The 25974-nt window shown below is 42.6% G+C and carries 24 protein-coding genes; 5 read left to right on the top strand and 19 right to left on the bottom strand.

The window, feature by feature from the left end; genetic code table 11:
- Nucleotides 1-68 precede the first annotated feature (68 nt).
- Nucleotides 69-1136 carry an AraC family transcriptional regulator gene (locus OW495_RS04145; RefSeq protein WP_102514376.1) on the top strand — a complete coding sequence of 356 codons (1068 nt, stop codon included), beginning with the start codon at nt 69-71 and terminating at the stop codon, nt 1134-1136.
- Between the two features lie 20 nt (nt 1137-1156).
- On the opposite strand, the gene OW495_RS04140 is transcribed toward OW495_RS04145, so the two are convergent.
- The 4 genes from OW495_RS04140 to OW495_RS04125 form a co-directional block, all read right to left on the bottom strand.
- Nucleotides 1157-2170, bottom strand: coding sequence for an alpha/beta fold hydrolase (locus tag OW495_RS04140; RefSeq protein ID WP_102514375.1), 1014 nt, complete (start codon nt 2168-2170; stop codon nt 1157-1159).
- 125 nt (nt 2171-2295) lie between these two features.
- Complete coding sequence (locus OW495_RS04135) at nt 2296-3456, bottom strand: multidrug effflux MFS transporter (RefSeq protein ID WP_102312798.1); 1161 nt, start codon at nt 3454-3456, stop codon at nt 2296-2298.
- Nucleotides 3457-3779: 323 nt separating this feature from the next.
- Complete coding sequence (locus OW495_RS04130) at nt 3780-4160, bottom strand: hypothetical protein (RefSeq protein ID WP_065105314.1); 381 nt, start codon at nt 4158-4160, stop codon at nt 3780-3782.
- A 184-nt stretch (nt 4161-4344) separates the two neighbouring features.
- A complete protein-coding gene (locus OW495_RS04125; protein WP_102514374.1) occupies nt 4345-6057 on the bottom strand; it encodes an RluA family pseudouridine synthase in 1713 nt (570 codons plus the stop codon).
- Nucleotides 6058-6348: 291 nt separating this feature from the next.
- Between OW495_RS04125 and OW495_RS04120 the strand changes: the two genes are divergently transcribed.
- Nucleotides 6349-6801, top strand: a complete 453-nt coding sequence (locus OW495_RS04120) for an NUDIX domain-containing protein (protein WP_102514373.1) — start codon at nt 6349-6351, stop codon at nt 6799-6801.
- Nucleotides 6802-6818: 17 nt separating this feature from the next.
- Here the strand turns inward: OW495_RS04120 and OW495_RS04115 are convergent, their stop codons facing one another.
- The 10 genes from OW495_RS04115 to OW495_RS04070 form a co-directional block, all read right to left on the bottom strand.
- Nucleotides 6819-7244, bottom strand: coding sequence for a bifunctional diaminohydroxyphosphoribosylaminopyrimidine deaminase/5-amino-6-(5-phosphoribosylamino)uracil reductase RibD (locus OW495_RS04115; protein WP_102514372.1), 426 nt, complete (start codon nt 7242-7244; stop codon nt 6819-6821).
- A 164-nt stretch (nt 7245-7408) separates the two neighbouring features.
- Entirely contained in the window at nt 7409-7963 is a 555-nt protein-coding gene (locus OW495_RS04110) for a nucleotidyltransferase family protein (RefSeq protein WP_102514371.1), read from the bottom strand.
- Nucleotides 7963-8250, bottom strand: coding sequence for an antibiotic biosynthesis monooxygenase (locus tag OW495_RS04105; RefSeq protein ID WP_065113082.1), 288 nt, complete (start codon nt 8248-8250; stop codon nt 7963-7965). The genes OW495_RS04110 and OW495_RS04105 overlap by 1 nt, the downstream gene beginning before the upstream one ends.
- A gap of 978 nt (nt 8251-9228) precedes the next feature.
- A complete protein-coding gene (locus OW495_RS04100) occupies nt 9229-10086 on the bottom strand; it encodes a hypothetical protein (RefSeq protein WP_102514370.1) in 858 nt (285 codons plus the stop codon).
- On the bottom strand, nt 10086-10940 hold the full coding sequence (locus OW495_RS04095) for an ABC transporter ATP-binding protein (protein WP_102514369.1): 855 nt from the start codon (nt 10938-10940) through the stop codon (nt 10086-10088). Before OW495_RS04095 ends, OW495_RS04100 begins: the two co-directional genes overlap by 1 nt.
- Nucleotides 10937-11308, bottom strand: a complete 372-nt coding sequence (locus tag OW495_RS04090) for a GntR family transcriptional regulator (protein WP_017111621.1) — start codon at nt 11306-11308, stop codon at nt 10937-10939. The genes OW495_RS04095 and OW495_RS04090 overlap by 4 nt, the downstream gene beginning before the upstream one ends.
- A 314-nt stretch (nt 11309-11622) precedes the next feature.
- On the bottom strand, nt 11623-13365 hold the full coding sequence (locus OW495_RS04085; RefSeq protein WP_289885154.1) for an EAL domain-containing protein: 1743 nt from the start codon (nt 13363-13365) through the stop codon (nt 11623-11625).
- A 923-nt stretch (nt 13366-14288) separates the two neighbouring features.
- On the bottom strand, nt 14289-14828 hold the full coding sequence (locus tag OW495_RS04080; RefSeq protein ID WP_289885153.1) for a hypothetical protein: 540 nt from the start codon (nt 14826-14828) through the stop codon (nt 14289-14291).
- Between the two features lie 210 nt (nt 14829-15038).
- Nucleotides 15039-17033, bottom strand: coding sequence for an EAL domain-containing protein (locus tag OW495_RS04075; protein ID WP_102514198.1), 1995 nt, complete (start codon nt 17031-17033; stop codon nt 15039-15041).
- 100 nt (nt 17034-17133) lie between these two features.
- Nucleotides 17134-17691, bottom strand: a complete 558-nt coding sequence (locus tag OW495_RS04070; protein WP_017110809.1) for a hypothetical protein — start codon at nt 17689-17691, stop codon at nt 17134-17136.
- Between the two features lie 535 nt (nt 17692-18226).
- Between OW495_RS04070 and OW495_RS04065 the strand changes: the two genes are divergently transcribed.
- Both OW495_RS04065 and OW495_RS04060 read left to right on the top strand, forming a co-directional pair.
- Nucleotides 18227-18916 (top strand): response regulator transcription factor, encoded by a 690-nt coding sequence (locus OW495_RS04065; protein WP_102291884.1) that lies wholly within the window; start codon nt 18227-18229, stop codon nt 18914-18916.
- Nucleotides 18909-20258 (top strand): HAMP domain-containing sensor histidine kinase, encoded by a 1350-nt coding sequence (locus OW495_RS04060; protein ID WP_102312806.1) that lies wholly within the window; start codon nt 18909-18911, stop codon nt 20256-20258. Before OW495_RS04065 ends, OW495_RS04060 begins: the two co-directional genes overlap by 8 nt.
- Nucleotides 20259-20400: 142 nt before the next feature.
- Here the strand turns inward: OW495_RS04060 and OW495_RS04055 are convergent, their stop codons facing one another.
- The gene (locus OW495_RS04055; RefSeq protein WP_017083233.1) at nt 20401-20937 is read right to left on the bottom strand and encodes a GNAT family protein; all 537 of its coding nucleotides are present in this window, start codon (nt 20935-20937) and stop codon (nt 20401-20403) included.
- A gap of 224 nt (nt 20938-21161) precedes the next feature.
- Between OW495_RS04055 and OW495_RS04050 the strand changes: the two genes are divergently transcribed.
- On the top strand, nt 21162-22427 hold the full coding sequence (locus OW495_RS04050; RefSeq protein ID WP_017110805.1) for an HD domain-containing phosphohydrolase: 1266 nt from the start codon (nt 21162-21164) through the stop codon (nt 22425-22427).
- A 227-nt stretch (nt 22428-22654) separates the two neighbouring features.
- Here OW495_RS04050 and OW495_RS04045 read toward each other — a convergent pair whose 3' ends face one another.
- The 4 genes from OW495_RS04045 to OW495_RS04030 form a co-directional block, all read right to left on the bottom strand.
- On the bottom strand, nt 22655-23104 hold the full coding sequence (locus OW495_RS04045) for a PTS sugar transporter subunit IIA (RefSeq protein WP_029223524.1): 450 nt from the start codon (nt 23102-23104) through the stop codon (nt 22655-22657).
- Nucleotides 23101-24357 (bottom strand): PTS ascorbate transporter subunit IIC, encoded by a 1257-nt coding sequence (locus OW495_RS04040; protein ID WP_017110802.1) that lies wholly within the window; start codon nt 24355-24357, stop codon nt 23101-23103. The genes OW495_RS04045 and OW495_RS04040 overlap by 4 nt, the downstream gene beginning before the upstream one ends.
- 10 nt (nt 24358-24367) lie before the next feature.
- Nucleotides 24368-24637, bottom strand: coding sequence for a PTS sugar transporter subunit IIB (locus OW495_RS04035; protein ID WP_009845707.1), 270 nt, complete (start codon nt 24635-24637; stop codon nt 24368-24370).
- Between the two features lie 283 nt (nt 24638-24920).
- Nucleotides 24921-25397, bottom strand: coding sequence for a hypothetical protein (locus tag OW495_RS04030; protein ID WP_102269917.1), 477 nt, complete (start codon nt 25395-25397; stop codon nt 24921-24923).
- Between the last annotated feature and the right edge of the window lie 577 nt (nt 25398-25974).

Below are 25974 nucleotides of genomic sequence, written 5' to 3'. Positions count from 1 at the left end.
TCAATGGTTTACTTACGGAATAGGTGACGTGATATTGAAATAATCTTTTCTCGAACATAAATGGAATTTTGATGCTTGCCATTCCCTTGCCATTTGTTGCTGCGCTGTTGTTATTTATCACGGCTGTTTTGCTTCGATATCGTTACCCACAAACAAGCCAAAAACCGTTTTGGTTTATTATGTTGTGTGCGTTGATGATTACTGTTGTTGGGTTACGTTGGACGTTTGATATTGCACTGTTCCGTTTCTTACAACCGGTTCTAGGGGCAAGTGTACCGGTGGCTGCATGGCTCTGCTTTGCGGGAGCTCATCGAAGTAAACCTTTGTCTCTCTTGCATTGCTTAGGTCCAGTGGTTGTTCTGGTTGGCTCCTTTTCTTATTCGTATATTTGGGATGGAACGATTGATCTATTGTTGATCTCGTTGTACCTCGGCTATGGCTGCTTGTTGTTGAAATCATCGTTTAACTTCCCAGAGCACGTCAGGCTGAGTGATGTATCGAATGTTTTGCTTGCTGAACGTGTTGCTGGTTTTGCTTTGCTGTTTTCAGCTCTCGTGGACGGTATTATCTCGTATGATATTTTGCTGCTTAACGCACAACACACCGACTTAATTCTGTCTATTGGTTACCTAGTTCTTATTCCCTTAATTGTTGGGGCTGTAGTCGTTGTGAGTACTAGCACGGCACCAATTCAGGAACAAAACCTACAGCAGAGTGAACTGACAACGTCAAACCATTATCCTGAAGCAATTGATGTATCTTCGGCATCGTCGACAAGCTTAAAAGTGGATGAAGAAGTCATGCAGATCGTCGCTAAGTTTGATGCGTTAATGAAGGATCATCAGGTGTTCAAAGATCCTGACTTGTCCCTGAATCGAGTGGCGAGAAAGCTAGGTATCCCAGCTCGAAAAATATCCTCTGCGGTTAATCAAACTCACCACCAGAATATTTCAAAGGTGATTAACGCCTATCGAATTGAGCACGCTAAGACTCTCCTGATGCAAAGTGATGAAGCGATAACTGATATCTTCCTTAGTTCAGGCTTTCAGACCAAGTCCAATTTCAATCGCGAGTTTTCAAGGATAACTGGGCAAACTCCGAGTGAATTTCGGAGCTCGCCAAAAGTGTTAGATTAAGTGTGTTTGCTTTCCGTTTATCAATTCAGAAAGCTAATGATGTCGTTTAAGAACAATTGATGCAGCTGGTCGCGTGATGTACCAACGCCATCTTTGCAAATAATGCCATCGCCTGGCACTTCTTCTTCAAGCATCGGTACTGCCCCAGATTTGCAGCTTTGAATGAAGCTAAAATGGGTAGCGCTTTCATAGACCTTATAGCGTCTTAAATTAAGAGGCATGTGCTCAGCAATGTAGCCAGACTCTAATGCCTGAGGTAGGTCTCCAATATCAATCCCAGCCGCCAATATTAAAGTGGGTACATTGATCTCATTGAGGCTTTGCACCGAAAAGCTACGAGCAAGCCCTAAATCAAGACTAACCACGCGCTGTATTCGAGGGTCTGAAAGATCTTTATTGCTTGGTTCTGAGGGTTGGACTTGTGATAGCCCTAATTCATCAGATAGTCCACAAGTTCGTGGGTTCGGGTATACCAAACAATTGGCTTCGAAGGTTGATCTAGCCAATCTCGCGCCCGCTAATTGCATTACAGTCCAGCCACCTAGAGAGTGTCCGATTGCGGTAACATTTTCAGCGTTAGCAAATTGCTTCCACGGGGTTTCGGATAACAAGTAGTCCAGAATGCGTGACATATCTTGTGGTCTCTCCCACCATTTAGCTGCTTGCTCTGGAGATTGGTCAAAAGAAGTGGTTCCCGGGTGGTCAGTGGCCGCTACGATGTAACCGCGACTCGCAAGTTCGGTCGCCAACCAATTTTGGTTTCGCCAGTTTCCTCGGTAGCCGTGTGATAGAAGTACTAATGGAAAAGTGCCTGATTGAATCTCTCCATCTTTGATGACTTGCGTACCGATGAAGGCAGGATTATCGCCAATCAAGGTTATGTCTGATGCATCTTGTGTGGGATACCAAATGGCAGTGTTTAGCGGGCGATTAGGATCGTCAGTTAAGGTGACTTGAGTGAATCCGACATCGGAAGCTATGGCAGAAGTACAAAAGGAAAGCAGGGGTGCGAACAGTAAATGTGCCCATTTCATGAGGTTTACTCCAATTGAGGGAATTGGAGCCAATATGCGCTAAAGCCTGTGAGGGCGAGACCTCAAACACGATCGAGGACGCCCTAAATCGTGTTTGAGTACAAACTTAGCTATTTTGGATATGCCTAATTCAGTTTCTTAGTCACGTACTCTTTGTTTCTGACCATCAGCCACATCAAGCCGCCTAGGATTCCCACCGATAATTGGATAAAGCCTAGGTTTTCAATTAACGAATCTGGGCGGATTGAAACCAAAACCATACCAAGTGAACCACAAATCATGCTAAAGAACTGAATCAATGCGACAGCAGAACCTGTGTCATGGTCTTGCTGGTTCAACATTAAGTTGGTGCCTGGTACTCGCATGATGATAACCATCAGCGTCGCTGGTGCTGCGATAAACATAAAGAACCAAGGTGACAAACCACCGACTGTCAGCGTAAAGATTCCGGCAATCGCCAGTAGAGCAAAACACCCTGAAATCACTTTTTGAACCGACACTCGGTAGGACAACTTCATATAAAGCGTTGGCCCAAATGAGGCGCATAATGCGTTGAATGCGAAAGCGTAGCTGAATTGCTGTTCGGTCAATCCGAAGTCATTGATGTAGATATAAGACCCTGCGGCAAGAAAGCCCATTAGCGCCATTGGTGTGATAGAGAAAATAACCAGCAGCTTTATGAATGAGCGGTTTTTCATGACCACGGCCAGTCTTCCCCATGACCGGAAAATAGAGCCTTGGTATTTGCTTTCAAGCGTCTCTCGGTAGCAAAGCGCCAACACTGATGCGAATGCACCAAAAATAGCGAGAGTGACGAACATCATTCGCCAAGACGCTATTTTCAGCAGGAAAGCACCAAATACAGGCGCGACCATCGGTGCGATGATCACCAGAGACATGATAGTCGCCATGATCTTTTCGCGTTCTCGGCCGTCATAAAGGTCTTTCACAATGGCGGTTGCGATAACGGTGATAGCACTGCCCGCAAAGGCTTGGAATATACGAGCACCAATCAACTGCTCGATGCTATTGGTCATGGCACATAAGACACTCGCCACCATATAGCTCGCGATACCAATGAGTAGAATCGGCTTACGCCCGAACTTTTCGCTGAGCGGTCCCCAGAACAACAGGCCAACCGCATAGGTCACGAAGTAGCTGCTCAGGGTTAGGTTGACCATCGATTGGTCGGTATTGAACACCTCGACCATTTGCGGAAGGGCTGGCAAATACAAGTCGATGGTCAATGGAGGAAACGCACTGATGATCACGAGGAAAAATAGCATGCCGGTCTTACCCAGTACTGGTTGTGGTTTCTTCAAGGTATTTCCCCGCTATCCAATAAAGGGCTTTTAATGGATGTGATGTTGGCTTTCAGAAGGTTTAAGACACGCTAGACATGAAGGATGGATTCGCTCAAGAACTTGGCGGAAAATCTCTAATGGTTTGTCTTGGTACTTATTGTATTACAAAACATTATCACTCTTATAGTGAACGAGTTCAACCTGTTAGTGACTAGGCTGGATTGCAATGATGATCGATAGCTTGCAATGCGGATCGATAGTTTGTAATGCTCATCGAAAGCTTGTAGTAGCTGTGAGCTAGCTGGTTATCTTTTCTTTGGGCGTTTTTCTACCAAGCCGTTGCGTTCTAAGCCACGTCTAACGCTACTGCATAGCTTACCAAAACGGCGTAATTCTTCGAAGTTAGGGCCTTGGCCGATTGAAATACTGTGTTCCCAGTACATCAATTCACTGTCGACCATCTCCAATAATTTCTTAGAGCAACCAGAGCAGTTTCCTTTCGGTCCACAGATAAACGTCTCCGACTCATAAAGAGGGAGTTCGTTTTTAACTTCTTCAATTAGATTGAGCATTGCCGAGTTTAAGTCTGGCTTTTTGTCTGTGAGTGGTTTCAAGCTTAGTGCTTGCGAAGCGATCACGGAAGAAGTCGTTGTGTTGGGTTGTATATTCAAAGCAGCTGATGACATATCAAAGGCCTCAAGGAAAGAAGAAGAGGCGAATGCTACTCGTCACAAGAAAGTGAACCTTGATGTAGTGCAATAAGCGTTGAGAATTATCCGAAAGGGGTAGGAGAAAGAGGGAGTCAGAGTCACAAATGGCTTGTGACTCTGGTTTATCTCTTAGGCTTAACGCAGAAAATAGGCTTAACGCTTAGAACTCGGCGTCGAACTGGAACTCCATCCACTCTTTGGTGACTGGGTGGTGCAGTGCTAGCCTTTCTGCGTGTAGGTGTAGTCGGTCGGCTTTGTTGCCGTATAAGCCGTCACCAACGATAGGCATGTTAAGCCCTTCTTCATGTGAACAGTGAACACGTAATTGGTGTGTGCGGCCTGTTTTAGGGTGCAGATAAACCTTTGTGGTGTCATGGTTTCGCTCAATCACTTCCCATTTCGTTTCAGCAGGCTTGCCGTGTTCGAAGCAGACAATCTGACGAGGACGATCGTATAAATCTCCACGTAGTGGTAAGCGAACATAACCTTCATCTTGCTCTAAAACGCCTTCTATCATTGCCACGTAACACTTCTCAACTTCACGAGTAATGAACTGCTTCTGCAAGCTCTTGTTCGCACGTCGTGTGAGAGCGAAGATTAGAATGCCAGAGGTCGCCATATCCAAGCGGTGGATAACAAATGGCCCTTCAACATCGGGATGCATTTCTTGAACACGAGTGTAGGCCGAATCTTTGATGGTTTTACCCGGTACGGATAGAAAACCTGCTGGTTTGTGTACCACAACGATGTGATCGTCTTGGAATAAGATATCGAGGTCTTTGCCTTCTGCTGGGTTTTCTAGCAATGGGTTGGGATCGACTTCTAAGCCTTTCATCATGTGACCTAAAATCGGTACACACTTACTTTGGCAAGAGGCGTAGTATTTCTTGTGTTTACGGATTTCCGATTTCGGTGAACGACCCCACCAAAATTCAGCCAGTGCCAATGGTGTGTAACCGTTTAAATACGCGTATTGCAGAAGTTTGGGTGCGGCACACTCGCCAGAACCTGCTGGTGGTATCTTGTTTGGCGTGTCTTCAAAGATCTGGTTGAGATCCTCAATGTTACCTTCCGCATTTTGGAAAGCGTATTGTGAAAACAGTTTGTGCTGAAGCTGATGAGAGATGTGTGCTCTTTGCTCTTTTAGCTCAGCAAGTTGAGTGGTGAACACATCAACTTTAGCCTGCAACACTTTCAGAGTCTGTTCCCAGTTGAGTTTTAGGTACTTCTGCTGGTTCTTGTCGGCAACACTGGCTTTGTTTAACTCGTTATTTAGCTGTTCGAAGGCTTGCTCATCAAGGCTTTCTTTACCTTGTTCACGTTGTTCTTTACGTGTTTTTCGGCCTTCTATAATCAACAAACGTTGCGCTTCGATCTCCTGTTCAGCTTGTGCTTTTTGTTGTGCCAGTTGCTCGCACAGTTCAAGGTATTCAGCGTTTGCTTGCAGCGCTTTAAATTTCGCATTCACAGCCATCATGTCGGCTGTGTCTTGATGGAAAAAGCTGTCGCTGCTCAACATGTCGAATACGGGTGGCACAAAGTGAGGCAGTAGGTTTTGGTCGGCGATTTTTCCAGAGAAAGCAGAGAAGTAACCCAATTCACCTTCAGGGCTTTTCACCAGTAACACACCAAACATTTTGCCGCGACCAGCGTCAGAATCCAATCCGAAGTCATGCTGCCAATCGGTTTGAGTTTCTAGATATTGTTGAAGCTGATGAGAGGCGATTTCACACAGTGGGTGCGGTTCGTAGTAGAACGGGAATGTGAAACGCTCAGGCAACGAATATGACTCGATCGGCTGTTGAAAGCGGGTGAAGCAATGCTCAGGTGTGTGGCCGTTATCTGAGTCGTGCGTTGAGTTTGATGAGTGCATAGTCGTATTAATACTTATATCGTGGTGATAAATGGTTGTGAGTCTACTGTGTATGTTTAAAGGTTTTAAACACAGTACAAGGCGGCGATTCTACTCTTTATCGAAAAGCGCCTCAAATAAGAAATGGTTCTATTACTGGATAGCTAAGCGAGACGGTTAACACGGAACCCATGAGTTATGGCTTGAACTTCATTAATTGATGAGTAACTTCTCGTTTTTAATCATAGAAGGTAACTTCACAAACGAAGGGTGGTAGCCTTGCCGCCCTCTTGTTCAATCTAAGGTAACGTTATGATTCCACTCAATACTTCGATTGTATCCGGTGTCGCTATTTCAGAGATCGACGGACAAATGAAAATGTTATTAATGAAGCGTGTGAAAGGCGAATTTTGGTGCCATGTCGCAGGTTCGATTGAAGCGGGTGAAACAGGCTGGCAGGCTATCGTGCGCGAGTTTGAAGAAGAGACCCAAATTAAAGTGGAAGCTTTGTATAACGCGCAGTTTCTGGAGCAGTTTTACGAGGCTCACGTTAATGTGATTCAGCTAATCCCGGTGTTTGCGGTGCTATGCCCACCCAACCAAGCGATTGAACTGAACGAGGAACATACAGAGTACCGTTGGTGCGATTTAGAGGAAGCGAAAGCACTTGCGCCGTTCCCCAACCAACATGCCGTCTACGATCATATTTGGTCGTATTTTGTCGATAAGTCAGTCAATCCGCTTTATCGAGTCAAATTGAGCTAGCGTTGGCTGTTTAAGAACTAAGATTTACCAAGATACGGGGTTAGAAAAGCGCTCACTTGTTCTTGGCATAGCCCTACATCGACTTTCACGCCGTGCGACTCGAGTATCGCCACACCACGACCATTATTGCGAGGGTCTGGGTCTAGCATCGCCACTACTACGTGTTTTACACCTGCTTTAACCAATGTATTGGCACAAGCGGGTGTTCTGCCAACAAATGAACATGGCTCTAAAGTTACGTAAGCGGTAACGCCGTCCGTTTCGCTGTCATAGCCATTCAGTGCTTCAACCTCGGCGTGGTTTCCACCGACCTTTTGCGTATATCCAACAGACACCACTTTATCGTTCTTAACCAAAACACAACCCACAGGCGGGTTTGGTTGGCAATCGGGTAGGGCTTGGCGCGAAGCTTCAAGAGCTTGCAGCATGTATTGTTGGTTCATGGTCGTTACTCAGTATGACGAGAGAGCGCAGCAGTTAGTGAAGTGTGCGTTTGATTTGAGAAGTGGGGCATGTTCGATCTGATTGGGCTTTTAGTCAATGGTTTTCATTTTGAATCTGGCCGCTAGTTGACTGTAGCCGCTCATTAACTCACTGTGGCTCATCGTTAACTGTGACCAATCGTTAATTTGGGCCAATGAGTTAACCAGTTTTTAGATTGAACTCGTTGGTCAAACACGTCTTTTCTGCGATTGGGGTTCGGTGTGATCTTCAAATCAAACAAACTCTCTAAACCAAAAGCGGAAATACACTCGATTTCCCCAGTCGGGTTTTGCTTTACGGCGATGGCGGTTTCTTTCTCTGGCCAGTAACTCATCGCGCCTAATGTACTTTGATAAGGTTTGTCGCCATTTCGTGTGTGCATACTGGCTTGATTACGAACTTGCCAGTTGAGTTCAGGTAACCACCCTTGAAGTTGAACCTCGTATCGAAGAGCCGATTCGTAAGAGGTATCGCTGGGATCAAAGTAGATCACATCAATGTCGTTGAGTGGCGTAGGAGAATCAAAACCATGTATGTAGTCCCAAACGAGATTTCGCACAAAGCCTGCGGCGATATGGCATTGTGGTAAACCCAGCTGAGAGACACAGTCTAAAACCTTCATTCGCAGGGGATCTTGTTTGATCAATGTGATGATACGGTTGGCTAGCGGGTCAATCATTATGGTGTCGGAACATCGGTGACTTGATAGTGACGTGTTGCATTCTTCGAAATGTCACCCCACTCAGAAGTTTTTACTCGCTGTTGGTGCGCTTCAAACGCCTCACGGCTAGTGAATTCTTCATAAACTTCAAAACGATTAGGTTGAAGTGAGCTTTGACTGACTCGAAACACGATACAACCGGGTTCTGAGAGTGTGAGTTCCTTATGAACAACCAGCGCTTGTGTGACGGCTTCTAGGTCGTTGTCTGGCACAAGAATATGCCCTTGTAGAATGACTTTACTCATGATCACGTCCATTTGATTTTATCCATTACTGTCTTTTTCTATTAAAAGCTCTTCCGTTACAAACATAATCCCATTTTGAGTTTGTGTCGTATAGGCCTATGCGAATAAAAAATAGCCAATTAAAAAGGAATTATAGTTACGGTGTAACTTTAGTTTGGGGGAGGTAAGTATTACGCGAGAAAGGCCAGTTAATGGCAGGAGTAGGAAAGGCAAATTATTGGGAACTAAATCTGTGTTAGTCCGGTCTATTAAATACGTATCACTGAACTGTATTGATACTGAAATGAATTTGTCATCTGAGATAACTAATCTAAATTTCGAACAACGGCTTAATAGATTGAATTGAGCCATAGTTGATAACTAGGTCATACTTTGATGTAAATGGTACTCAAAACTCTATATATTTTGTGATTTGTATCATTGATCTGGCCGTCAAACACCGTTAGATTCGAATAGTTGGCAATAAAAATAGCTCATGAAGAGCAGTTAAAGAAAAGGAAATATCCCTTATGAAAAAAATGAGAAGAGCACAGCTTCATCGCGTTCGCATCCAATACTGGAAAGACACAGCGAAAGAAGCTTCAAAGAAATAAGCTTTAAATCGTAAAGCTTTAAAAAAGCTGAACAGCTTAATCAAATGTAAAACGCAACAAACCGATTTCAATAGCGCTCTCAAGGACCTTCATCTGGTCGGCGACTAAAGAAATCATCCCCCAAAGAGCTGGCAGGCATTAACAACAATGCAATTCAATGTCAGCTCATTAATACCTCCTAGTTTATCTTTACCTCACTCAGCACTCAGCACCAAAACCAACCACCAATCCGTATTTTTGCTTCTATAACTGCAATCGTTGTTAGAATTCAAAGCGCCTAACAATAAAACAGCAGCCAATAAAAAAGCTCCCGATTTCTCAGAAGCTTTGATTTAGATTTTGATATCTAATTTGGTTACCCGTTGAGGGCTCAGAATAAGTGACTCTATCGTTGGAACAGCGTCTTCAAGCTCACATCGTCCGTTCTATTTAGCTTTAGGCTCAACAGATAGCCGCCAACACCAATCAGTACATAAATACCCAAAGACAGAACTGGCGCTTCTGCAATCACGCTGAATGGATTGCTTGCTGTGAGCAGGTTCATCGGCAGTGAAGCGATGAGAGAGAAGAAGTCATTGATGCCATAAAATCCAAACACGGCGACAGACAGAAACTTAATCGCATAGCTTGAGATGAAAATGACAAGCAATGGAGAGTTTACCAGTTGTGAAATCGCCAGAGTAACCGTTGCTAATGGCAGCAGAACTAACGCAATTAGCATCATTCGTCCAAAGAACACCAACCAATTGCTCAGCACATAAAACAGTGATTGCTGCTCTACTATCAATGCCAATTGTTGTTCGCTTGAAACGTTCAGTACCCAAAACAATAAGTCAGCGAATAGAACTAATAGCGCGCAGATAGCCGGAATAACCACTAGACCGAAGCCTAGCTTCACGCCGTGAGTCATGGCATTGGATACTGGCATACTTCTCCAAAACATCGAACTGCCTTCTTGGCGCTCTTTACGCAGTGTTTTAGGGATGTAAAGCGTCGAAAGTATGAGTGAAACAAGGCCAGCACCAAAGTAGATCACTGAGTTGAGGTCTTGTGCGAACTCTCTGTGGATGTCACTCACGTCGCCGTTGACTTCCATTTGGAAGAAAAACTCATGCTGCGCTGCGCCATTGAAAAACAAACTAACGAACAGCAAGAAACCACATAACGCGATAAATAGAGGTAATCGAGTGTTAATTTTGTGCTCGATCAGTTCTTTTTCTAGCATATAAAAAGTTGGGTGCATTATGCCTTCTCCGTCTGTGTTGCAAGGAATAGGTCTGCGAGACCAACGTTGTAGATGTTACCCAATGATTCAACTTGCGCTTTGTATTGGCCTTCCAATAACCATTTAGTGGTTCCTAGCCCAGGCTGTGAGGTCAGTGGATTGAGTTTCTGGATTTCACTTGAGTGGCTGTTTGCGACATCGATAATGAAATAGTCGTTCTCGATGTCTTCCATGCTTTTTTGCAGCACACAATGGCCTTGTTTCAGAATCAATACGTCCGTTAATAGGTGTTCAATCTCTGAAACCTCGTGGCTAGCGATGATCATCGCGCGTTCGCCATCGTGGAACCACTCTAGGAGGTGGCGATAGAAAGTATCGCGGTAGAGCAGATCTAGACCTAGCGTTGGCTCATCTAAGATCAACACTTGAGTGTCGGTCGCGATGATGATCGCAAGGTGAAGTTGTACCTTCATCCCTTTAGAAAGCTGTTTGATCGTTGAAGTTAGCTTAATGTTGGTGCTACTTAACGTCTGTTCTGCTTTTTGCTTGTTGAAGCTTGGGTGAACGCCTTGTGTGTATCGAAGCAGTTGCTTTACTGTCATCCACTCTGGCAATACGTTCACATCTGAAATGTACGATAAGTGCAACATGAGTTCAGCGTGCTGGTGGATAGGGTGGTAGCCATTTACTTCAATCTCGCCTTGATAGTTGTGCCCACCAAGCAGTGATTTGATCAGGGTCGATTTACCTGCGCCATTGTGACCTAGCAGCCCAAGCACTTGCCCCGGTTTTAACTCAAAGCTGATGTTCTCGACACCCACTTGATTTGAATAGGTTTTGGTTACGTTTTTAACTGAAAGTAAAGTACTCATGACTTGTCCTTTATATGTTGTTCTAGCTGTTTCACGAGTTCTTCGACACTCATATCAATGATGCCTAGCGTCTCAGCGATGGCTGGGATCTGTGTGTTGATGAATGATTGATGTGCGGACTCTTTCAATTTTTGAAGTGCCCCTTCTGCGACATACATACCTTGGCCGCGTTTTTTCTCGACTAGGTCTTCATCAACCAGTAACTGGTAGCTTTTCATGACAGTAAGGTGGTTGATTTTAAGATCGGCGGCAACAGCACGCACTGAGGGCAATGCTTGTTGTTCTAACCAAACACCTTGAAGAATTTGGTCACTGATCTTTGCAGCTAGCTGCCTAAAGATCGGTTGGTCGTCTTTCCATTCGGTCATAATTAAAACTGCATGGTGATATACATGTGTATAACACTAACCCTTTTATCCAGATTGGCAAGGTTTTTATTGGAAATAATTATTATCGACAGACTAGAAGTGCTGGAAGGTAGAGGTCTGATACATAGGTAAAGTACTGAATTTACTTTTGTTTTACTTCGACTGAACACTTAGTGATCACTTCGATAAGCTGTTGTCTGTTTGATTTTAGGGTAGGCAATATTTCCCCCTGTGAGCTCTGACATGATTGTCTTTTTGAGCCTAATGTCATTCGGGATAAATGAGCTCACAGGTAGTTAATGTCTAGAAAGTGATTAAGTCGTGGTGCTTTGAGGCCTGCTGTACAAGTAGCCTTGTTGCAGGTTGTAGCCGAGTTGACACAAGATGTATTGTTGTCGGCGAGTTTCGACACCTTCGTAAATCATAGTGATGTTAGATAAGCGTCCAATTTCGGACATGTTGAGCAACACTCCTTGATGATGTTCTCCTGATTCAATGTCTTTGACAAAACAGCGATCTAACTTCAGGTACGTCGGAGAGATAACGCTAATAATCTCGATATTATTGTTCCCGGTACCGAAGTCATCCAGCGCGATAGTAATCCCCAAATTTTTAATTTCTTTGATGTTATCAATCACCTCACACCCATACCCGATGTTCGAATATTCGGTGATCTCGACAACAAATTCGTTCGCTTCCATTGCCGCTAAATGGTACTGAATTTTAGCAAAGTTAGTACCCACTAACGCACTCGGGCATACGTTGACGCCATAGATTTCATGGCTATTGTTTGATTTGGCGTTTTTAACCGTCTCAATCAGCAAAATGGTATGGAAGGTCAATAGGTTGGTACGTCTCATGGCATTGATGAAATCTAGCACGCCGAGATTGCGGACTCTGGACAACAGTTCATAGTACAAGACGCTGCTGTCTTCCGTGTTGATGATAGGCTCTTCTTCAAAGGAGATATTCTTCCAGCGAAACAGATAAACGACAAAGCCCAACAGGTAAGAACGATAAAATATTAGAGTTAACAGTAAAGTTAGCCCGATCCAGAATGCGATTATATTGTGACTATAAAAAGTGATAGTCGCACCGCTTGGCAGTGAGTGTTGGTAAATCGGCTGGCTTTGCTCTCCGAGATTCAGAATGTAATAGCCATTTTTTTGTATCGAGACTGAATCTATGAACAGCGGTAATAATGAGTTTCTATAGCGAGCTTCTATTGAGTTCTTGGAAATTCGAGCGGTAAGGTAAACGCCGTTTTCAGGCAACGTAAAACGTGAGTAAGCAAAATCTAGGCTGTCGTAGAACTCATCAACTTGGTTTGGCTCTATGAACTTGGAGCGGCTCTTGGATATGTAACATGAGCCATCTGGCGTTGTCATGATGACGGAGTCAAAGTTTAGAGAGTGCCTTAGCGCGTAGACAGCGACGTCGCTGTAACAACCATCACTCATCACTTCTTCTGCGACCTGCTTAGTGTTGAGACTGTATTCATCGGCAATCTTCGTTGTGTAAAAGATTTGGGAAAAGTAGATAACGAATAAGATAAACGAAGAAACAGTCAGCATGAGTATGAAAGAGCGTATCAGTTCTTTGTGGTAAGAGCGGTACATCAGTTTTAGCACATCGATATGGCTGGGCTTGAATTGGTTGATGTTGTACTTAGGTTTGATGCGATCTGTCGGACTTTTATCTAAATCAATAAAGTAGCCGACCTTATATAAGTTGGTGATCAGTTCGTTATTATTATCAATCTTTGCTTTTTTACATAAACTTCGATACTTTTTTCTTATCGAAGCGATAATATTTTTTAACGCGTACAAACTAAACTCTTCGTCAAAGTGTAATTTAAACGATTCTTCAACGTCTCGTGCTGATTGAGGGTTCGATATTGAAGAGTGCTCAACAAGATATTTAAATACAAAACTCTCTTTACTATTTAGACTTTCCTCTGATATTTTATTACTGTTTCTTTTGATGTATATTTTTTCTTCATTATAAATAAGTTGCAAGCTCTCATTATTGTTATTTATATTGAAAGAACAGTGCATAGCTCAACTCCTAAGCGATAGTTATTATATTCGTGTAATTGATATGTGGTGGCTGAGATTGTCATTCAACCCAAGAGTCCTTTCAAAATAACATAACTAAAATGTCACCATTTCCTCTCAAGATATTGATACTAATCGCAGAATCTGGGCTGTAATGAAAGGTTATCGAGATGTTCACCCAAAACTTGAATTTATAAATGAAAGGCGATTTTTTACAAGAGAGAAGGGGGATTTATCCATTTGTTTTGGTATTTATCCAATTATAAGCTTCTATACTAGCGGTTTTAATCGTAAGTTTAGCAGTTGCTAATGTAGATGGTCGTAGTATTTGTGGTAGCTATTGATGAGGCAGATTTATCAGAATTTTTCAGGATAAAATTTAATTACAAGAACTTAGGTGATATTAATATCATTTAATATAGATACTACTTTTTATTATTGAATATGAATTTAAATTAATTAAATCATCAATAGTGGGATTTTAAAAAGGTTTGTAAGTTGGGTTTATAAATTAATCTGTTCGGATAAGAACCTAATCGATTTATTTTACCTGGAAGGATTAAATCTAAAGCGATACGTTGTTTTAATTGTGATTTTTATTCCATAGTTAACCTGTTTTTGGTTAGTGTTTGAACTCTATTTTGTTGATGAATATTGTGATTTGATATGAGTTAGGTTGGTTAAATGCTTAGATCTCTAATTAAACGTAGATATATTAACGACTTGACTCAATTAGTGTTACTTTTTAGTCAGTTATAATTAGAAGTGAAATTGGCTTTTGATTATTTAACAAACACCATCATAAAATCCCCCTAGGGGAAAAGACGTAGATTTCCGTATAAGGTTAAAAATAAAGCTCCTAATTAGGTGACTAATAGGAGCTCTCGATTGCTTTCTATTGGTGAGAGGTAGAAAGCTAAAGGCTAGAAATTGAAGCTTGCGGTAACGCGTACTACGTCTTCTTCAAATGGTGTTGTGCTAGAGTTAGGGCTTGTACCCGTTGGCACCATTGCAGAATCATTGATCTTACCGTAATCAACCGTTAAGCCTATCATGCGCCAGTTAACCGTTGTGCCTATTGAGCCATAGACATTGTCGATATTGATGTCGTTAGATGCTGAGTCGTCAAATCTCACATCTGCATTCAGATAGTTAATACCGATCTTAGGGATAATATCGAACTCAGCGATTTCAAATTTGTAGCCAATGTTGGAGTACAAACCCCATGCATCTTGTGAGTTTGGCTTATTTAAATCTACCGCTTCCGTTCCTAATGAGAAACCGCCACCGACAACGATGTTGTTCGACAACTCTTTACTATAGCCGAAGCTTGCCAGTTCTTGATTTCCGATGAAGGTCACGCCAGCTTCGATAGAGTTGTCACGGCTATTTGCGAATGCAGACAATGACATACATACCGTTGAAATTACGATGGCAGGTAAAACGAAGGTGTTCTTTTTCATGATTCTCTTTCTCATTTGGTTAAGATGGAAAAAGTTTACAAAAGAACGAGACTCAAATATGAGTCGCGACAGAGTCAAGAATGAGCTAAACAAGAACTGACAAAAGTCCCTTACAGGTGAATCGGTGTAACTTTCCGTATTAAAAGAGATAACGGCGCCCCTTTGTGCATGGATTGAAGAGTAGAGGCGATTTTGATGTTAAGTGTGCACCTATCCTAAGGTGAGAAATCGACTTTCGACTTCATTTGAGGGAATGGGCTTACTGAACAAGAACCCTTGAAGGTAGCGGTAACCAGAGTCGATGAGGAACTCTTTTTGTTGTTCTGTCTCGACGCCTTCAGCCACCACTTTTAACCCCAATTTGTCACAAATTGCATGAGCTGCTCGGACAATCGCTTTACTCCCTTTGTGTGAACCGTGGACAAAGCTTTTATCGAGTTTAACAGTGCTAATGGGCAGGTCGTGTAACATAGAGAGAGAAGAATAGCCGGTTCCGAAATCGTCGAGGTGAAGCTCAACACCCAATTTCGATATATCGTTCAGTGCTTGCCTAACTTCACCGTGTTTGAAAATCATTGAAGATTCCGTGATTTCAAGGGCAATGCTTTGAGGGTTGATATTGTAGAAGTTAAGCATTGCAGACAGCTGTTCAGCAAAGGTTGCATGCATCTGAATACTCGAGATATTTATACTCATCATCAATTCACTATCAAACTCCCGATGCCATATCGATAACTGCTTGAGTGCTGAATTGAGTACCCATTTTCCTAGCGGTACGATTTGACCTGTTTCTTCCGCTAATGTGATGAATTCATCAGGGCCAATGTTACCCAGCTCTTTGTCTGACCATCGGAGTAGCGCTTCAAACCCTTTCACCTTGTCATTGTTGATATTCATGATCGGTTGATAATGCAGATTAAGATCGTCGTTTTCTAAGGCTTGAGTCAATCGATGGCGGATTTCTACTTTCCGATGAAGGATCTGCGCTAAGTTAGGGGTGAAAGTTTGGAAACGATTTCGACCATTCGCTTTGGCAATGTGCATTGCCATCCCTGCTTGTTTCAGCAACGACTCTTGATCTACGGCATTGTCTGGGAAATGTGCCGTACCAATGCTGCAACCCACAGACAAGGTGCCAATCCCTCTAATATGGAAACTGCGGTTTAAGGCATCGATAATACGCGAGCAAAGTAACGGGATGTTGTGGTTTCGGCAGGTGTGGGCGATCACGATGAATTCGTCGCCGCCAAATCGACCAATCATGCAGGTTTCATCAACGAGCTGTTTCAGACGTTCACCCACTTGTTTGAGTAGCTGGTCGCCGACATTGTGTCCATACGTGTCGTTAACCAGTTTGAAGCCATCAAGGTCAACGAACATCAACTCAAAGGGGGAGCGATAGGCGATACTGGTTTCCAGAAGGTTGGTGATGCCACGACGGTTATAAAGCTCAGTTAAGCAGTCGTGCTCCGCGTTGTATCTGGCCTTTATCAGCTTCTCTTTTTGTTTGGTGGTGCAAGTCAGCTCTAACAGCAGTTCACTCTTATCAAATAACCACTTTCCCTGTACATCAAAATGATGCGCTTTATCACCAATCTGGCAGCTAACTTCTTCTAAAATCTCTCGGCCTTTACGTGCTGAAAATAACCATTGGTCGGCTATTTCTTCACTTGAAACGAAATCGGAGAGGGTGGTAAACGGTGATCCATAGTTTTGGGAAAATGCAGAGTTAGCACTCACTACCGCTCCCGATCTATCAAACAAAAGGGATAGGTTAGAGCCATCAGAACAAGCGAGGTCGTGCTTTAGGCTGCCTTCTTCAGCGATGACCTGTACCAGCATTCCGGTACGGCCATCTGGTAATGGGATCCCAGAGAACAAACACAGCGCCCGCTTAGCAATGTACTTGGGTGTGAAGTTCCACCATGTCTTGATGCTTTCATCTCGTAAAAACTGTCTTTGATACTCTTCAAGAGTGGCTTCTATCGCCTTGGACATCTCGACACTAAAATCGCGCGATGTCAGTTCAAATAAGGACTCAGACTCCCAGAGAGGGAGGGCGCTGCTATTTGCCCAAGTTATTCTCTTATTATCAATGTCATATATCCAAATTGGACACTGGAGATACTCGAAAGGTTGATAACTTGTCATCATATTGAACTCGGTGAACTGATATTTGGGGCGATCGATGCCTACTGAACTCATGCATTCAGTAGGCCGCTGATCAAATTGGAATCTGGCTTTTTAACCGTCAGTACAAGACTGTGTTAAAGAAGAAGCGATGCATTAAAGTGAAAACAACGTGTTACAGGTTCAGTGAGCGGATGATCTTTGTCACTTTACCTTGAGGTGTTGTTTCGATGACATAACCTTTCTTATCATCAAATATCTCACCATCAATTAATTGCCATCCATTGGGTGTCTTGGTGATCTCTTTAGGGAAATTATCATCGAACATCGAATAATTTGGATAGACAGTTTCGATGGCTTCGAACAACAGTTGTGCTTCATCTTGGTTGGTGATTACGAAGTCTTTTTTAAGGCACATGGTCAACTCAGGCAAAGGTTGAGTGGTATAAGGTTCTGTCACGGTTCCTAATACGCCTTTGTGTGAGTAAAAGAGGTATGAGCCACTGCTGCTCTCATTGCCGTCCGGCGATTTGATGTAAGGGGTGGCACTGTAAAACTCACAGTTAAAAACCATCTTCTGAATAATGCTGTTTTGTGGTGTGACTTGAATATCTATCCAAGCGCTTACCTGTTCTTGAATTTTAGTTACCATTTCATGTTTATTGGTATCAGCAATAAGTGGTGTTGACATTAATGCTGTGGTTGTAAGTAACAGTGAAAGCGATTTATTCATCTTAACGTGAGCCCTGTGAAGAAGTGATTAATGGCTAATATCGGTTCGAATTATTAGCTGGGTGAATGTTACGTTAAGAGCCCTTCGCTTAACAGGATTTGTCACGTGTTTAAAAATGGAAAGTACTGGTGACCCGAAAAGGTAATCGATTTCTTTTGAATTAATTATTGATGTAGTGGTTTTTTAGGCTGCTTTTGGGTTCATTACCAGTAATATCAACTGATGGGTGGTAAGCGCGCAGATGGTTGATTTGATTGTGATTTGTAAATGCCTTAAATGTAAGTGCGCGTAAGAAAATAAAGCAAATGTAAGCATTGGATGAGTATGTAAAACCCTAACAGTGATTCCTCCAGTTGAGTTGGGCCTTCATAAACTGAGGCGTACGGGCTATTGAACGACGTGTTTTGTAAACGTGTATGTACAAAAGTGATTACAATGTTTTGCGTACGGTAAACTCAAGGCTCTAATAACAACATTGATGATATATGAACAGTATATATACTGCCCTCGCTTTTAATAAATACTGGTGATAGGAATGTCGAAAACCAAAGTGCTCATTGTCGAAGATGACCAAGAGATCGCTCGTTTAACGACGCTTTATCTCGAAGCAGAAGGTTACAATGTCAGCGTTGTTCATGATGGGAATTTAGCGCTTGAAGCGATTCGTAATACTGAACCTGATCTTGTTCTTTTGGATCTGATGTTACCAGGTTTGAGTGGTGCTCAAATTTGCCGCCAGGCTCGAGAATTTTACAACGGAATCATTTTGGTGCTTACCGCTTCAGCAGATGAGATGAGTGAAGTTAGCTTATTTAAATTTGGTGCAGACGATTACGTGACTAAGCCTATTCGTGGACACGCGCTGTTAGCTCGCATTGAAGCTTTGCTGCGTAGAGCTTCACCTGCGGTTGAAACAATGGATACCGGTACTGAAAAACAGTGTGATATTGTCATTAATAATACGGCTCAAAGTGCCACGTTATATGGTCAAAATCTCAAGTTAACCTCTGCTGAATTTGAAATTCTCAACCTTCTTGTCAATAACATCTGTCAGGTCGTGACTCGCGATCAGTGCTGTCAGCTATTCAGAGGGATTGATTACGCGTTTAATGACCGTTCGATTGATATGCGAGTTTCAGGATTACGTCGCAAGCTTCGTATACACGCAAAAGATAAACAGTTGATTCGTACGGTTCGTAACAAGGGGTACATGCTGGTTGCGTAAGTTTATTGTTACCAAGTTTCGTTCGGTTTCTATGTTCGCTCGTTTATACCTCGGTATAGTCATTGGGATGTCTGCGACGATCTTCTTGTTTTTAAATCTTGGTGAAGGGCACATGCGAAGAACCGAGATAGAAACGTTTCTCAACGATGGTTCTTACTTTGTTGAACAATATATCCGCCAGCGCAATCAAGAGAACTCGCTATACCAAGAACTCGATAAAACAGGCTACCAACAATTTTATATCTTCAATTTACGCCTGTTAGAAAATTGGTCGGGAGAGGCTCCTTGCCAAAAATGCGAGTTATATACAAGGTTAAATGGTGTTCCGATTTACCTCAGCGAGAACAATCTCTATTCGGCTGTATTTCAACTACCCAACTCTAAATTTAGCTTCGCATTCAGCGAGGTAGGGGATTTCTTCTCGCCTGATATTGAATGGTATGAGGATTCTGAAAGGCATTTCCTATTAGGGCTACTGCTGGCGGTTATCGTGGCAATTGGTGCAAGTGTCTATTTACCGGTGAGACGCTTTCAGGAAAGAATCGAGTTACTTGTTGAGAAACAAAAGCAGTTTGGTCGAGGTAAGTTGAGTACCCGTTCTAGTATGGATGAGATACATCCAGTGTCTGATCTTGCTTGCAGCTTTAACGTCATGGCTGAAGAGATCGAAAGTAAAGTTAAGCAAAGTCATATCTTCGCCCAAGCCATCCCACATGAAGTTCGTACGCCGTTGAGCCGTATACAACTAGCAACGGACCTATTGAGGAGAGGGGCACCAAGTCATCATCAAGCCTTGTTTGATGACATTGATGGTTATATTGAAGACATCAACGAGCTGACCTCAGAAATTATTATGCTGTCGAAGTTGAACGTGATGGATAACTCTTTCTTTGAGTTGGTGAAAGTGAGAGCGGATCTTGCTGAGTATTGCTTGGATAGGATTCGTTACTCGGAATTAGACAACATCATCTTTGAATCTAAGATAACGCGAGACTTCAATATTAAATGCGATTGCATGATGGCTCGTTTGGTGTTCGATAACATTCTCAAGAACGCGGGTAACTATACACAAGATAAAATCTGGATGACTCTCGATGAAAACTCGGAGAGTTGGCTGGTGGTTATTGAAGACAACGGTTCTGGGATTCCAGAAGATAGACGCGATGAAGTCTTTCTGCCATTTTCTCGCCTAGATTCAAGTAGAACGTCGAGTACGGGAGGCTCGGGGTTAGGGCTTGCGATTGCCATTTCGGCGGCTAAGAAGCTTGCTTGGGATATCAAGATCGATGACAGCAATCACGGTGGTGCTAAATTCAGTATCGTGATTCCTAAGGTCGTATAACTGGGTGCTTTAAGATCTACTTAGGCTCCTAAAATAGCAAAGCCACGGTCGAATGCCGTGGCTTTGCTATTTTAATCTACAGGTGTTTATCGTGAACTTGCTAGCTACTCTGTGGAATTTTCAAATAGCTATCGCTTATCGTTTATCTCTTTGAACGATGCAGGCCATAAATAGCGTGGTCGATGATGCGACCATTCAAGTTCTCGTTACAAGTGATGATGCCTTCCAATGTGAAATGTAAGCGCTCACAAACTTTACGACTACTCATGTTCTCAGTAGCGGCTGATATTTCAATCTTTTCCATATCTAACTCATTGAAAGCAATATCAATCAGTTTTTGAACCACACGAGTGACGATGCCTTTGCCTTGTTGAGTCTGTGACAACCAATAACCAATCGTTACCTTCTTGGTATTGTGGTCGATGGTATTGAAGCTGCAGTTACCGACGATCTTTCCTTGATACACGATGGCACATGTCATGCTTTTCCCTTCAGCATAATCGTGTAATGAGCGTTGGATGAAAATCCTAAAATCTTGCTCTGTTTTGCAGTGCGGTGGCCATGCTAACCACTGGCTAAGATACTCATTTTGGCTTTGTGAATAGTCAGCGTAATGGGTCGCGAAGCTTTCTTCGACCAATGCAATGGAGAGTTCTTCGTCTATAACAGTTTCGAACATACGTGTTTTTGTCCTCGGTTGGTTTGAAAATGTACGATTAACAGCAGGATATAATGTCGCATAATAAACAATATGCAACAACTTGTAGCACGAATATTACGTGATACGTTAGTTCTATCACGAAACTCATTAAACCTTACAATAGTTGTGTATATAATCATTAACTATGCATTAGTATTGGCAACCTAAATATATAAAAACTATAAAAATGCTAGGCTTAAATAATGAATCAACATTGCCAGAATGTAACCGTAGACCTTAGAAAGGCTCTATTTGGTATTGCGAAGGCGCTTGATAACGTCGGTTTTGAAAGCAAGAATCATGGACAGAGGGTGGGTTACATCGCGTATCGATGTGCTCTGAGTGTCGGGTGGGAAGAAGAGCAGGCGCAGCTTGCGTTCTCATTGGGGTTAATTCACGACTGTGGCGTATCGCAAATTGATGAGCAACTCAGCCTGACTTCTGGGTTTGTTCCAGATGCGAGCTATCATCATTGTCAAAAGGGCTACCAAATCCTAAAAGAGTGCCCGGTTCTTTCTATATTCGCTAAGCCGGTGCTTTACCATCATACCCCTTGGGTTGAATTAAAGGCGATGCCGATCAGTGAGTTAGAAAAAGAGTTGGCTGCGATTGTCATGCTCGCAGATCGAGTAGACTACCTTTACGGCATCACTTCTTCAGATCGGTATGGAAACCTGACACCGGATGGCAAAGCGAGCATTATTGAACGTTTGACTGAACAAGCGGACGAGATGTTCGAAACCAATCTTGTGCAACACATGTGTGAGTTGGTCGATCTGGACGATTTTTGGTTTTCAATGGAGATCCCTTACATTGAAAACATGCGGGACAACTTTGAACCTGTGCCGTTCTTCTCTCAACAAATGTCGCTGGATGAGACAGTGGCTTTTGCCGAGTTTATTGCCAATGTTGTTGATACCAAGAGTTCATTTACCTTTAAGCACTCTTTGAAGGTTGGGCAACTTTCAGAATATCTCGCCAAGCAGTTGGGTTATTCATACACAACTCAGCGCAAACTCTATTTAGCAGGGTTAGTTCATGACATCGGCAAACTGCAAACACCTAATGACATTCTTCATAAGCCGGATTTGCTGACCGAAGAGGAGTACTGTTGTATTAAGCGACATGCAACGGATACTCGATTTGCACTGCAAGAGTTGTTTAGTTCTCCTCAGGTTTGCCAGTGGGCATCCAATCATCATGAAAGATTAGATGGTTCAGGTTATCCGATGGGCAAAACGGCAGAAGAGTTGGATCAACCGAGTCGGATCGTCGCTGTGGTGGATGTATTCCAAGCATTATCTCAGTCACGTCCGTATCGTGCTGGTATGACGTTAGAACAGACGATGGCGATTTTGAGAGACCACGTTGAAAACTATAAGTTAGATAGAGAAGTGTTTGAATGCCTTGAAAAACACGCACAATACTGCTTTGAATTATCGACCGATAAAAGAATGTTTGCGTTTTAACGTTAGTGAATGCTTATTGGTTGTGAGGCGTTGGTGTGATGAACTTGTTAGTCGTGTAATTGTAAAGCATGTATTGGCAAGTCATGTTAGACGATAAATGACTAAGCACCAGAACCAGAACCAGAACCAGAACCAGAAAAGCGATAGCCGAGGCTATCGCTTTTTTAATGGGACTTTTAGGAGATAAACATCAGCAGGAGCTATAGGTTAAGACCTAAAAATTGAAGCTAGTATCGCTTTAAGATCTCGATGATCGCTTGCTCTGTTTCCGCTGCGATAATGGCATCAATGTCATCATCATTTTGGAACAGTTCAGACAGGGCCATAATAGTATGGATGTGGCTATCTGAATCCATGGCCGCCAGAGTGATTGAAAGATAAACGTCACCGTTGTCTTCCGACTCTAAATCAACACCTTTCTTGAATACTGTCACTTGCAGTGATGCTTCGTTTACACCATCTTCAGGGCGAGCATGAGGCATCGCAATTTTTGGTGCAAGCACATAGTACGCGCCAATATCCTTGTGCTTTTGCTTGATAGCTTCAACATAGCTTGCTTCGATTTTGTTGCTCGCTAGCAGTGTTGAACATGTCACATCAATCGCCGCATCAACCGTTAGGTTTTCTTCAGAGTTGATGATAACGCCTTGGTTACCCACTAAATCAAACAGGCTCATGAAACAATCCACCCTAGAATCAGACCAACAACACCGAAGTCGAAGTCAGCAAACGTTGTTGCTTCAAGGCCAAGGCCACCCAGTACTGGAAGTAGCAGCATTGGTAGGAATGAAATACACAGACCTTGCGTAAATGAACCTAGGATTGCACCGCGTAAACCGCCTGTTGCGTTACCGTAAACACCAGCCGCGCCACCAACGAAGAAGTGAGGAACTACGCCCGCTACAATGATTGTCCAACCAAGTGCGCCTTGTACTGCCATTGCGAGTAGACCTGCACCGAAAGAACATAGGAAGCCGATAAGTACTGCGTTTGGCGCTACTGGGAATACCATAGGGCAATCAAGAGCAGGTTTTGCACCCGGTACTAGTTTGTCCGAAATACCTTTAAATGCAGGAACGATTTCAGCAATTAGCATCTTCACACCTTGCAGTACGATGTAAACACCACCCGCAAAGATGAGAGATTGCATGAAGGTAAATACAACCCAGTTTTGACCGCTTGATACTGTTTCTACAAACTCACCGCCAGCAATAATAGACGCAAGCATAAAGAAGATAGCCATGGTTGTTGCTACTGCAACTGGCGTGTCACGTAGGAACATCAGGCTTTTAGGAACTTGAATGTCTTCCGTTGTTTTCGATGTGTCACCGAACTTGCTACCAATGAAACCAGACACGATGTAAGAAAGGGTAGAGAAGTGACCGATAGCCAGTTGGTCTGTACCCATTACTTTTTCAGTGTACTTCTGGCCCAGTGCAGGCATCACAACCATCAGTGTGCCGACAAGAATTGCACCAATAGCGACTAAAACGGTTCCTTCGATGCCAGCTGAAGACAGAATAACTGCCACTAGCATAGACATAAACATGGTGTGGTGACCCGTTAAGAAAATATATTTTAAAGGAGTTAAACGAGCCAATAAAATATTCACAACGAATGCAAAAAACATGATTAGAGCCATTTCATAACCGAATGCTTCTTGTGCTAATGCCACAATCGCTTCGTTATTTGGAATAACACCATGTACACCAAATGCTTCTGTAAATACAACTGAGAAGTTATTTAGAGCGCCAACAAGAGCGCCAGCACCAAAACCTAAAATTAGGAAACCCATTACGGTTTTAATTGTGCCTTTTAGAATGGTAGAAATATCTGCTTTCTGTGCAACAAGGCCAATAAAAGCAATTAAACCTACCATGATCGCTGGCTCTTTTAATAAGCCGAGCATGAACTCGAAAAAATTTTGCATAATTTTGACCTTACATGAAAGTTTTTAGTTGTTCTTCGATTGATGCTTTGTCAAAAATATTTTTAAGGCTGATGATGTTCTCTTTTCCGCCTTCTTTTAGTTGGTTTGCAACGTCTGTTGCTGCTACCCAAATATCAGCATTGCTTGATGCTGCAGATGATAGATCTTCGTGATCAACTTCTGCTTCGAAACCGATTTTTTTAGCTACTTCTTTTACTGCCATTTCCATCATAAGTGAAGTACCAAGGCCGTTACCGCAAACTACAAGAATCTTTTTCATAATATTTGTCTCAATTGGATTTTAAGGGTTGAGAAGCTTCGTTCTCTTATTGTGTGAGAGCATAGTAATGGAAATATTGAGATTTCAATAAGACTTGCATCACAAAGTCAAAATGAGATTGTGATGCAGATCTCGTTAATTTGTGGTAAAGATCCAGAGTGAGACTTTGATCAAATTTAACTTTTCACTCGAATATGCAACGTATTTTATTGAGAAAGGCAGGGCTTATTTTATTTGGCTATCGGAATGTGAATATTGTGGAGTTTATAGCGGAATTAATGCACTAATCGTATCGACCGTAGTCGGTAAGCATCTTCTTAAGCATATTATTAACGTCTTTGGTCTTTTTATTTCTTTTGGTTAATTGACTCAGAGAGGTTGGTTTTGGCGTCTCGGTTTTCTCATTGTCGATTTCTTCTACTTTGTCTTTCATTTTTTGCACAGCGGGTAATAACATTCTAATTTCTTCGTTATTAGCATTTGTGAGTACGACAATATTTTCAGATTCAACTTGAGTAATAGTAAGAATACCATGTTTAACGGATTCAACTTTTTCACCAATCATAATTGATTCAGGCGCAACAGAACGATCGGTAAGTTGACCTGTACGTAATTTCGCCGCACTGATAGCGCGGATATTTCCGGTGTTTTCAAACGCGACAATAACAGTATAGGTATTATAATATTCAACTACTGTCACATAGCCGTGTCTATTTGTTTTGAATTTAGCTCCGTTTGTCATGTCGTGTGGAGCGTCCATTTTCTTCACGTGTTTCCTCTCTTAGTCTCGAAGGCCGTTATATCTAATCAGCTCTATTGGAATTTTATAGATAATTATTTTGTGAGATCAAACAAAGTATATACGTATCTAAACTCAAGATGAATATTGAAGTGTTCGGAAATGAGGTAGAGCACAGAAAAGCTTAAAGAATGACACAGAATTAACCGAGTGGTTACTCGAATACTCTTAAAGATTTAACATTCCAAAATCAACCTCATACAGATTGTTTACAGCTTTTGAAGCACGTAGATGATGATAAACACCGCGTTTTGTTTAATCCTTGACCGCGCGAACGTTTGCGTTAAGAAATGTGATGAAAGTCTCACTTAACTGTTTATACTTCTTTTCCGGTTTTAAGCCGGTGCTTAGCCAATACAAGCCGTCACATGGATATGTGAATGACCCCACGGACCGGACCAGCTACGTTCCACTGCTTGTATAAGGTGATTTTTTACATGAACAACTCGTTGTCACACTCGCTAACCTTGTTAGCTCCTTCATCGCGTAGCGTTTTGCTTGCGGTTCTTTGTCCTATTCCTTTGATGTCATTTGTTTG

The organism is Vibrio sp. 14N.309.X.WAT.E.F5 (assembly GCF_030397615.1).
Classification (GTDB): domain Bacteria; phylum Pseudomonadota; class Gammaproteobacteria; order Enterobacterales; family Vibrionaceae; genus Vibrio; species Vibrio lentus.
Note: the sequence above shows the minus strand (reverse complement) of the source record. Positions and strands in the feature narration are given on the sequence as shown.

What these genes read in the sequence shown, in the direction of transcription:
- OW495_RS04055 (WP_017083233.1), bottom strand. Translation starts at nt 20,937, where the DNA reads ATGTTCGAAACTGTTATAGACGAAGAACTCTCCATTGCATTGGTCGAA.
- OW495_RS04105 (WP_065113082.1), bottom strand. Translation starts at nt 8,250, where the DNA reads ATGAGTAAAGTCATTCTACAAGGGCATATTCTTGTGCCAGACAACGAC.
- OW495_RS04095 (WP_102514369.1), bottom strand. Translation starts at nt 10,940, where the DNA reads ATGAGTACTTTACTTTCAGTTAAAAACGTAACCAAAACCTATTCAAAT.
- OW495_RS04090 (WP_017111621.1), bottom strand. Translation starts at nt 11,308, where the DNA reads ATGACCGAATGGAAAGACGACCAACCGATCTTTAGGCAGCTAGCTGCA.
- OW495_RS04120 (WP_102514373.1), top strand. Translation starts at nt 6,349, where the DNA reads ATGATTCCACTCAATACTTCGATTGTATCCGGTGTCGCTATTTCAGAG.
- OW495_RS04100 (WP_102514370.1), bottom strand. Translation starts at nt 10,086, where the DNA reads ATGCACCCAACTTTTTATATGCTAGAAAAAGAACTGATCGAGCACAAA.
- OW495_RS04140 (WP_102514375.1), bottom strand. Translation starts at nt 2,170, where the DNA reads ATGAAATGGGCACATTTACTGTTCGCACCCCTGCTTTCCTTTTGTACT.
- OW495_RS04035 (WP_009845707.1), bottom strand. Translation starts at nt 24,637, where the DNA reads ATGAAAAAGATTCTTGTAGTTTGCGGTAACGGCCTTGGTACTTCACTT.
- OW495_RS04050 (WP_017110805.1), top strand. Translation starts at nt 21,162, where the DNA reads ATGAATCAACATTGCCAGAATGTAACCGTAGACCTTAGAAAGGCTCTA.
- OW495_RS04115 (WP_102514372.1), bottom strand. Translation starts at nt 7,244, where the DNA reads ATGAACCAACAATACATGCTGCAAGCTCTTGAAGCTTCGCGCCAAGCC.
- OW495_RS04030 (WP_102269917.1), bottom strand. Translation starts at nt 25,397, where the DNA reads ATGGACGCTCCACACGACATGACAAACGGAGCTAAATTCAAAACAAAT.
- OW495_RS04125 (WP_102514374.1), bottom strand. Translation starts at nt 6,057, where the DNA reads ATGCACTCATCAAACTCAACGCACGACTCAGATAACGGCCACACACCT.
- OW495_RS04045 (WP_029223524.1), bottom strand. Translation starts at nt 23,104, where the DNA reads ATGAGCCTGTTTGATTTAGTGGGTAACCAAGGCGTTATCATCAACTCT.
- OW495_RS04080 (WP_289885153.1), bottom strand. Translation starts at nt 14,828, where the DNA reads ATGAAAAAGAACACCTTCGTTTTACCTGCCATCGTAATTTCAACGGTA.
- OW495_RS04040 (WP_017110802.1), bottom strand. Translation starts at nt 24,357, where the DNA reads ATGCAAAATTTTTTCGAGTTCATGCTCGGCTTATTAAAAGAGCCAGCG.
- OW495_RS04070 (WP_017110809.1), bottom strand. Translation starts at nt 17,691, where the DNA reads ATGAATAAATCGCTTTCACTGTTACTTACAACCACAGCATTAATGTCA.
- OW495_RS04135 (WP_102312798.1), bottom strand. Translation starts at nt 3,456, where the DNA reads ATGCTATTTTTCCTCGTGATCATCAGTGCGTTTCCTCCATTGACCATC.
- OW495_RS04085 (WP_289885154.1), bottom strand. Translation starts at nt 13,365, where the DNA reads ATGCACTGTTCTTTCAATATAAATAACAATAATGAGAGCTTGCAACTT.
- OW495_RS04110 (WP_102514371.1), bottom strand. Translation starts at nt 7,963, where the DNA reads ATGATTGACCCGCTAGCCAACCGTATCATCACATTGATCAAACAAGAT.
- OW495_RS04065 (WP_102291884.1), top strand. Translation starts at nt 18,227, where the DNA reads ATGTCGAAAACCAAAGTGCTCATTGTCGAAGATGACCAAGAGATCGCT.
- OW495_RS04130 (WP_065105314.1), bottom strand. Translation starts at nt 4,160, where the DNA reads ATGTCATCAGCTGCTTTGAATATACAACCCAACACAACGACTTCTTCC.
- OW495_RS04075 (WP_102514198.1), bottom strand. Translation starts at nt 17,033, where the DNA reads ATGAGTTCAGTAGGCATCGATCGCCCCAAATATCAGTTCACCGAGTTC.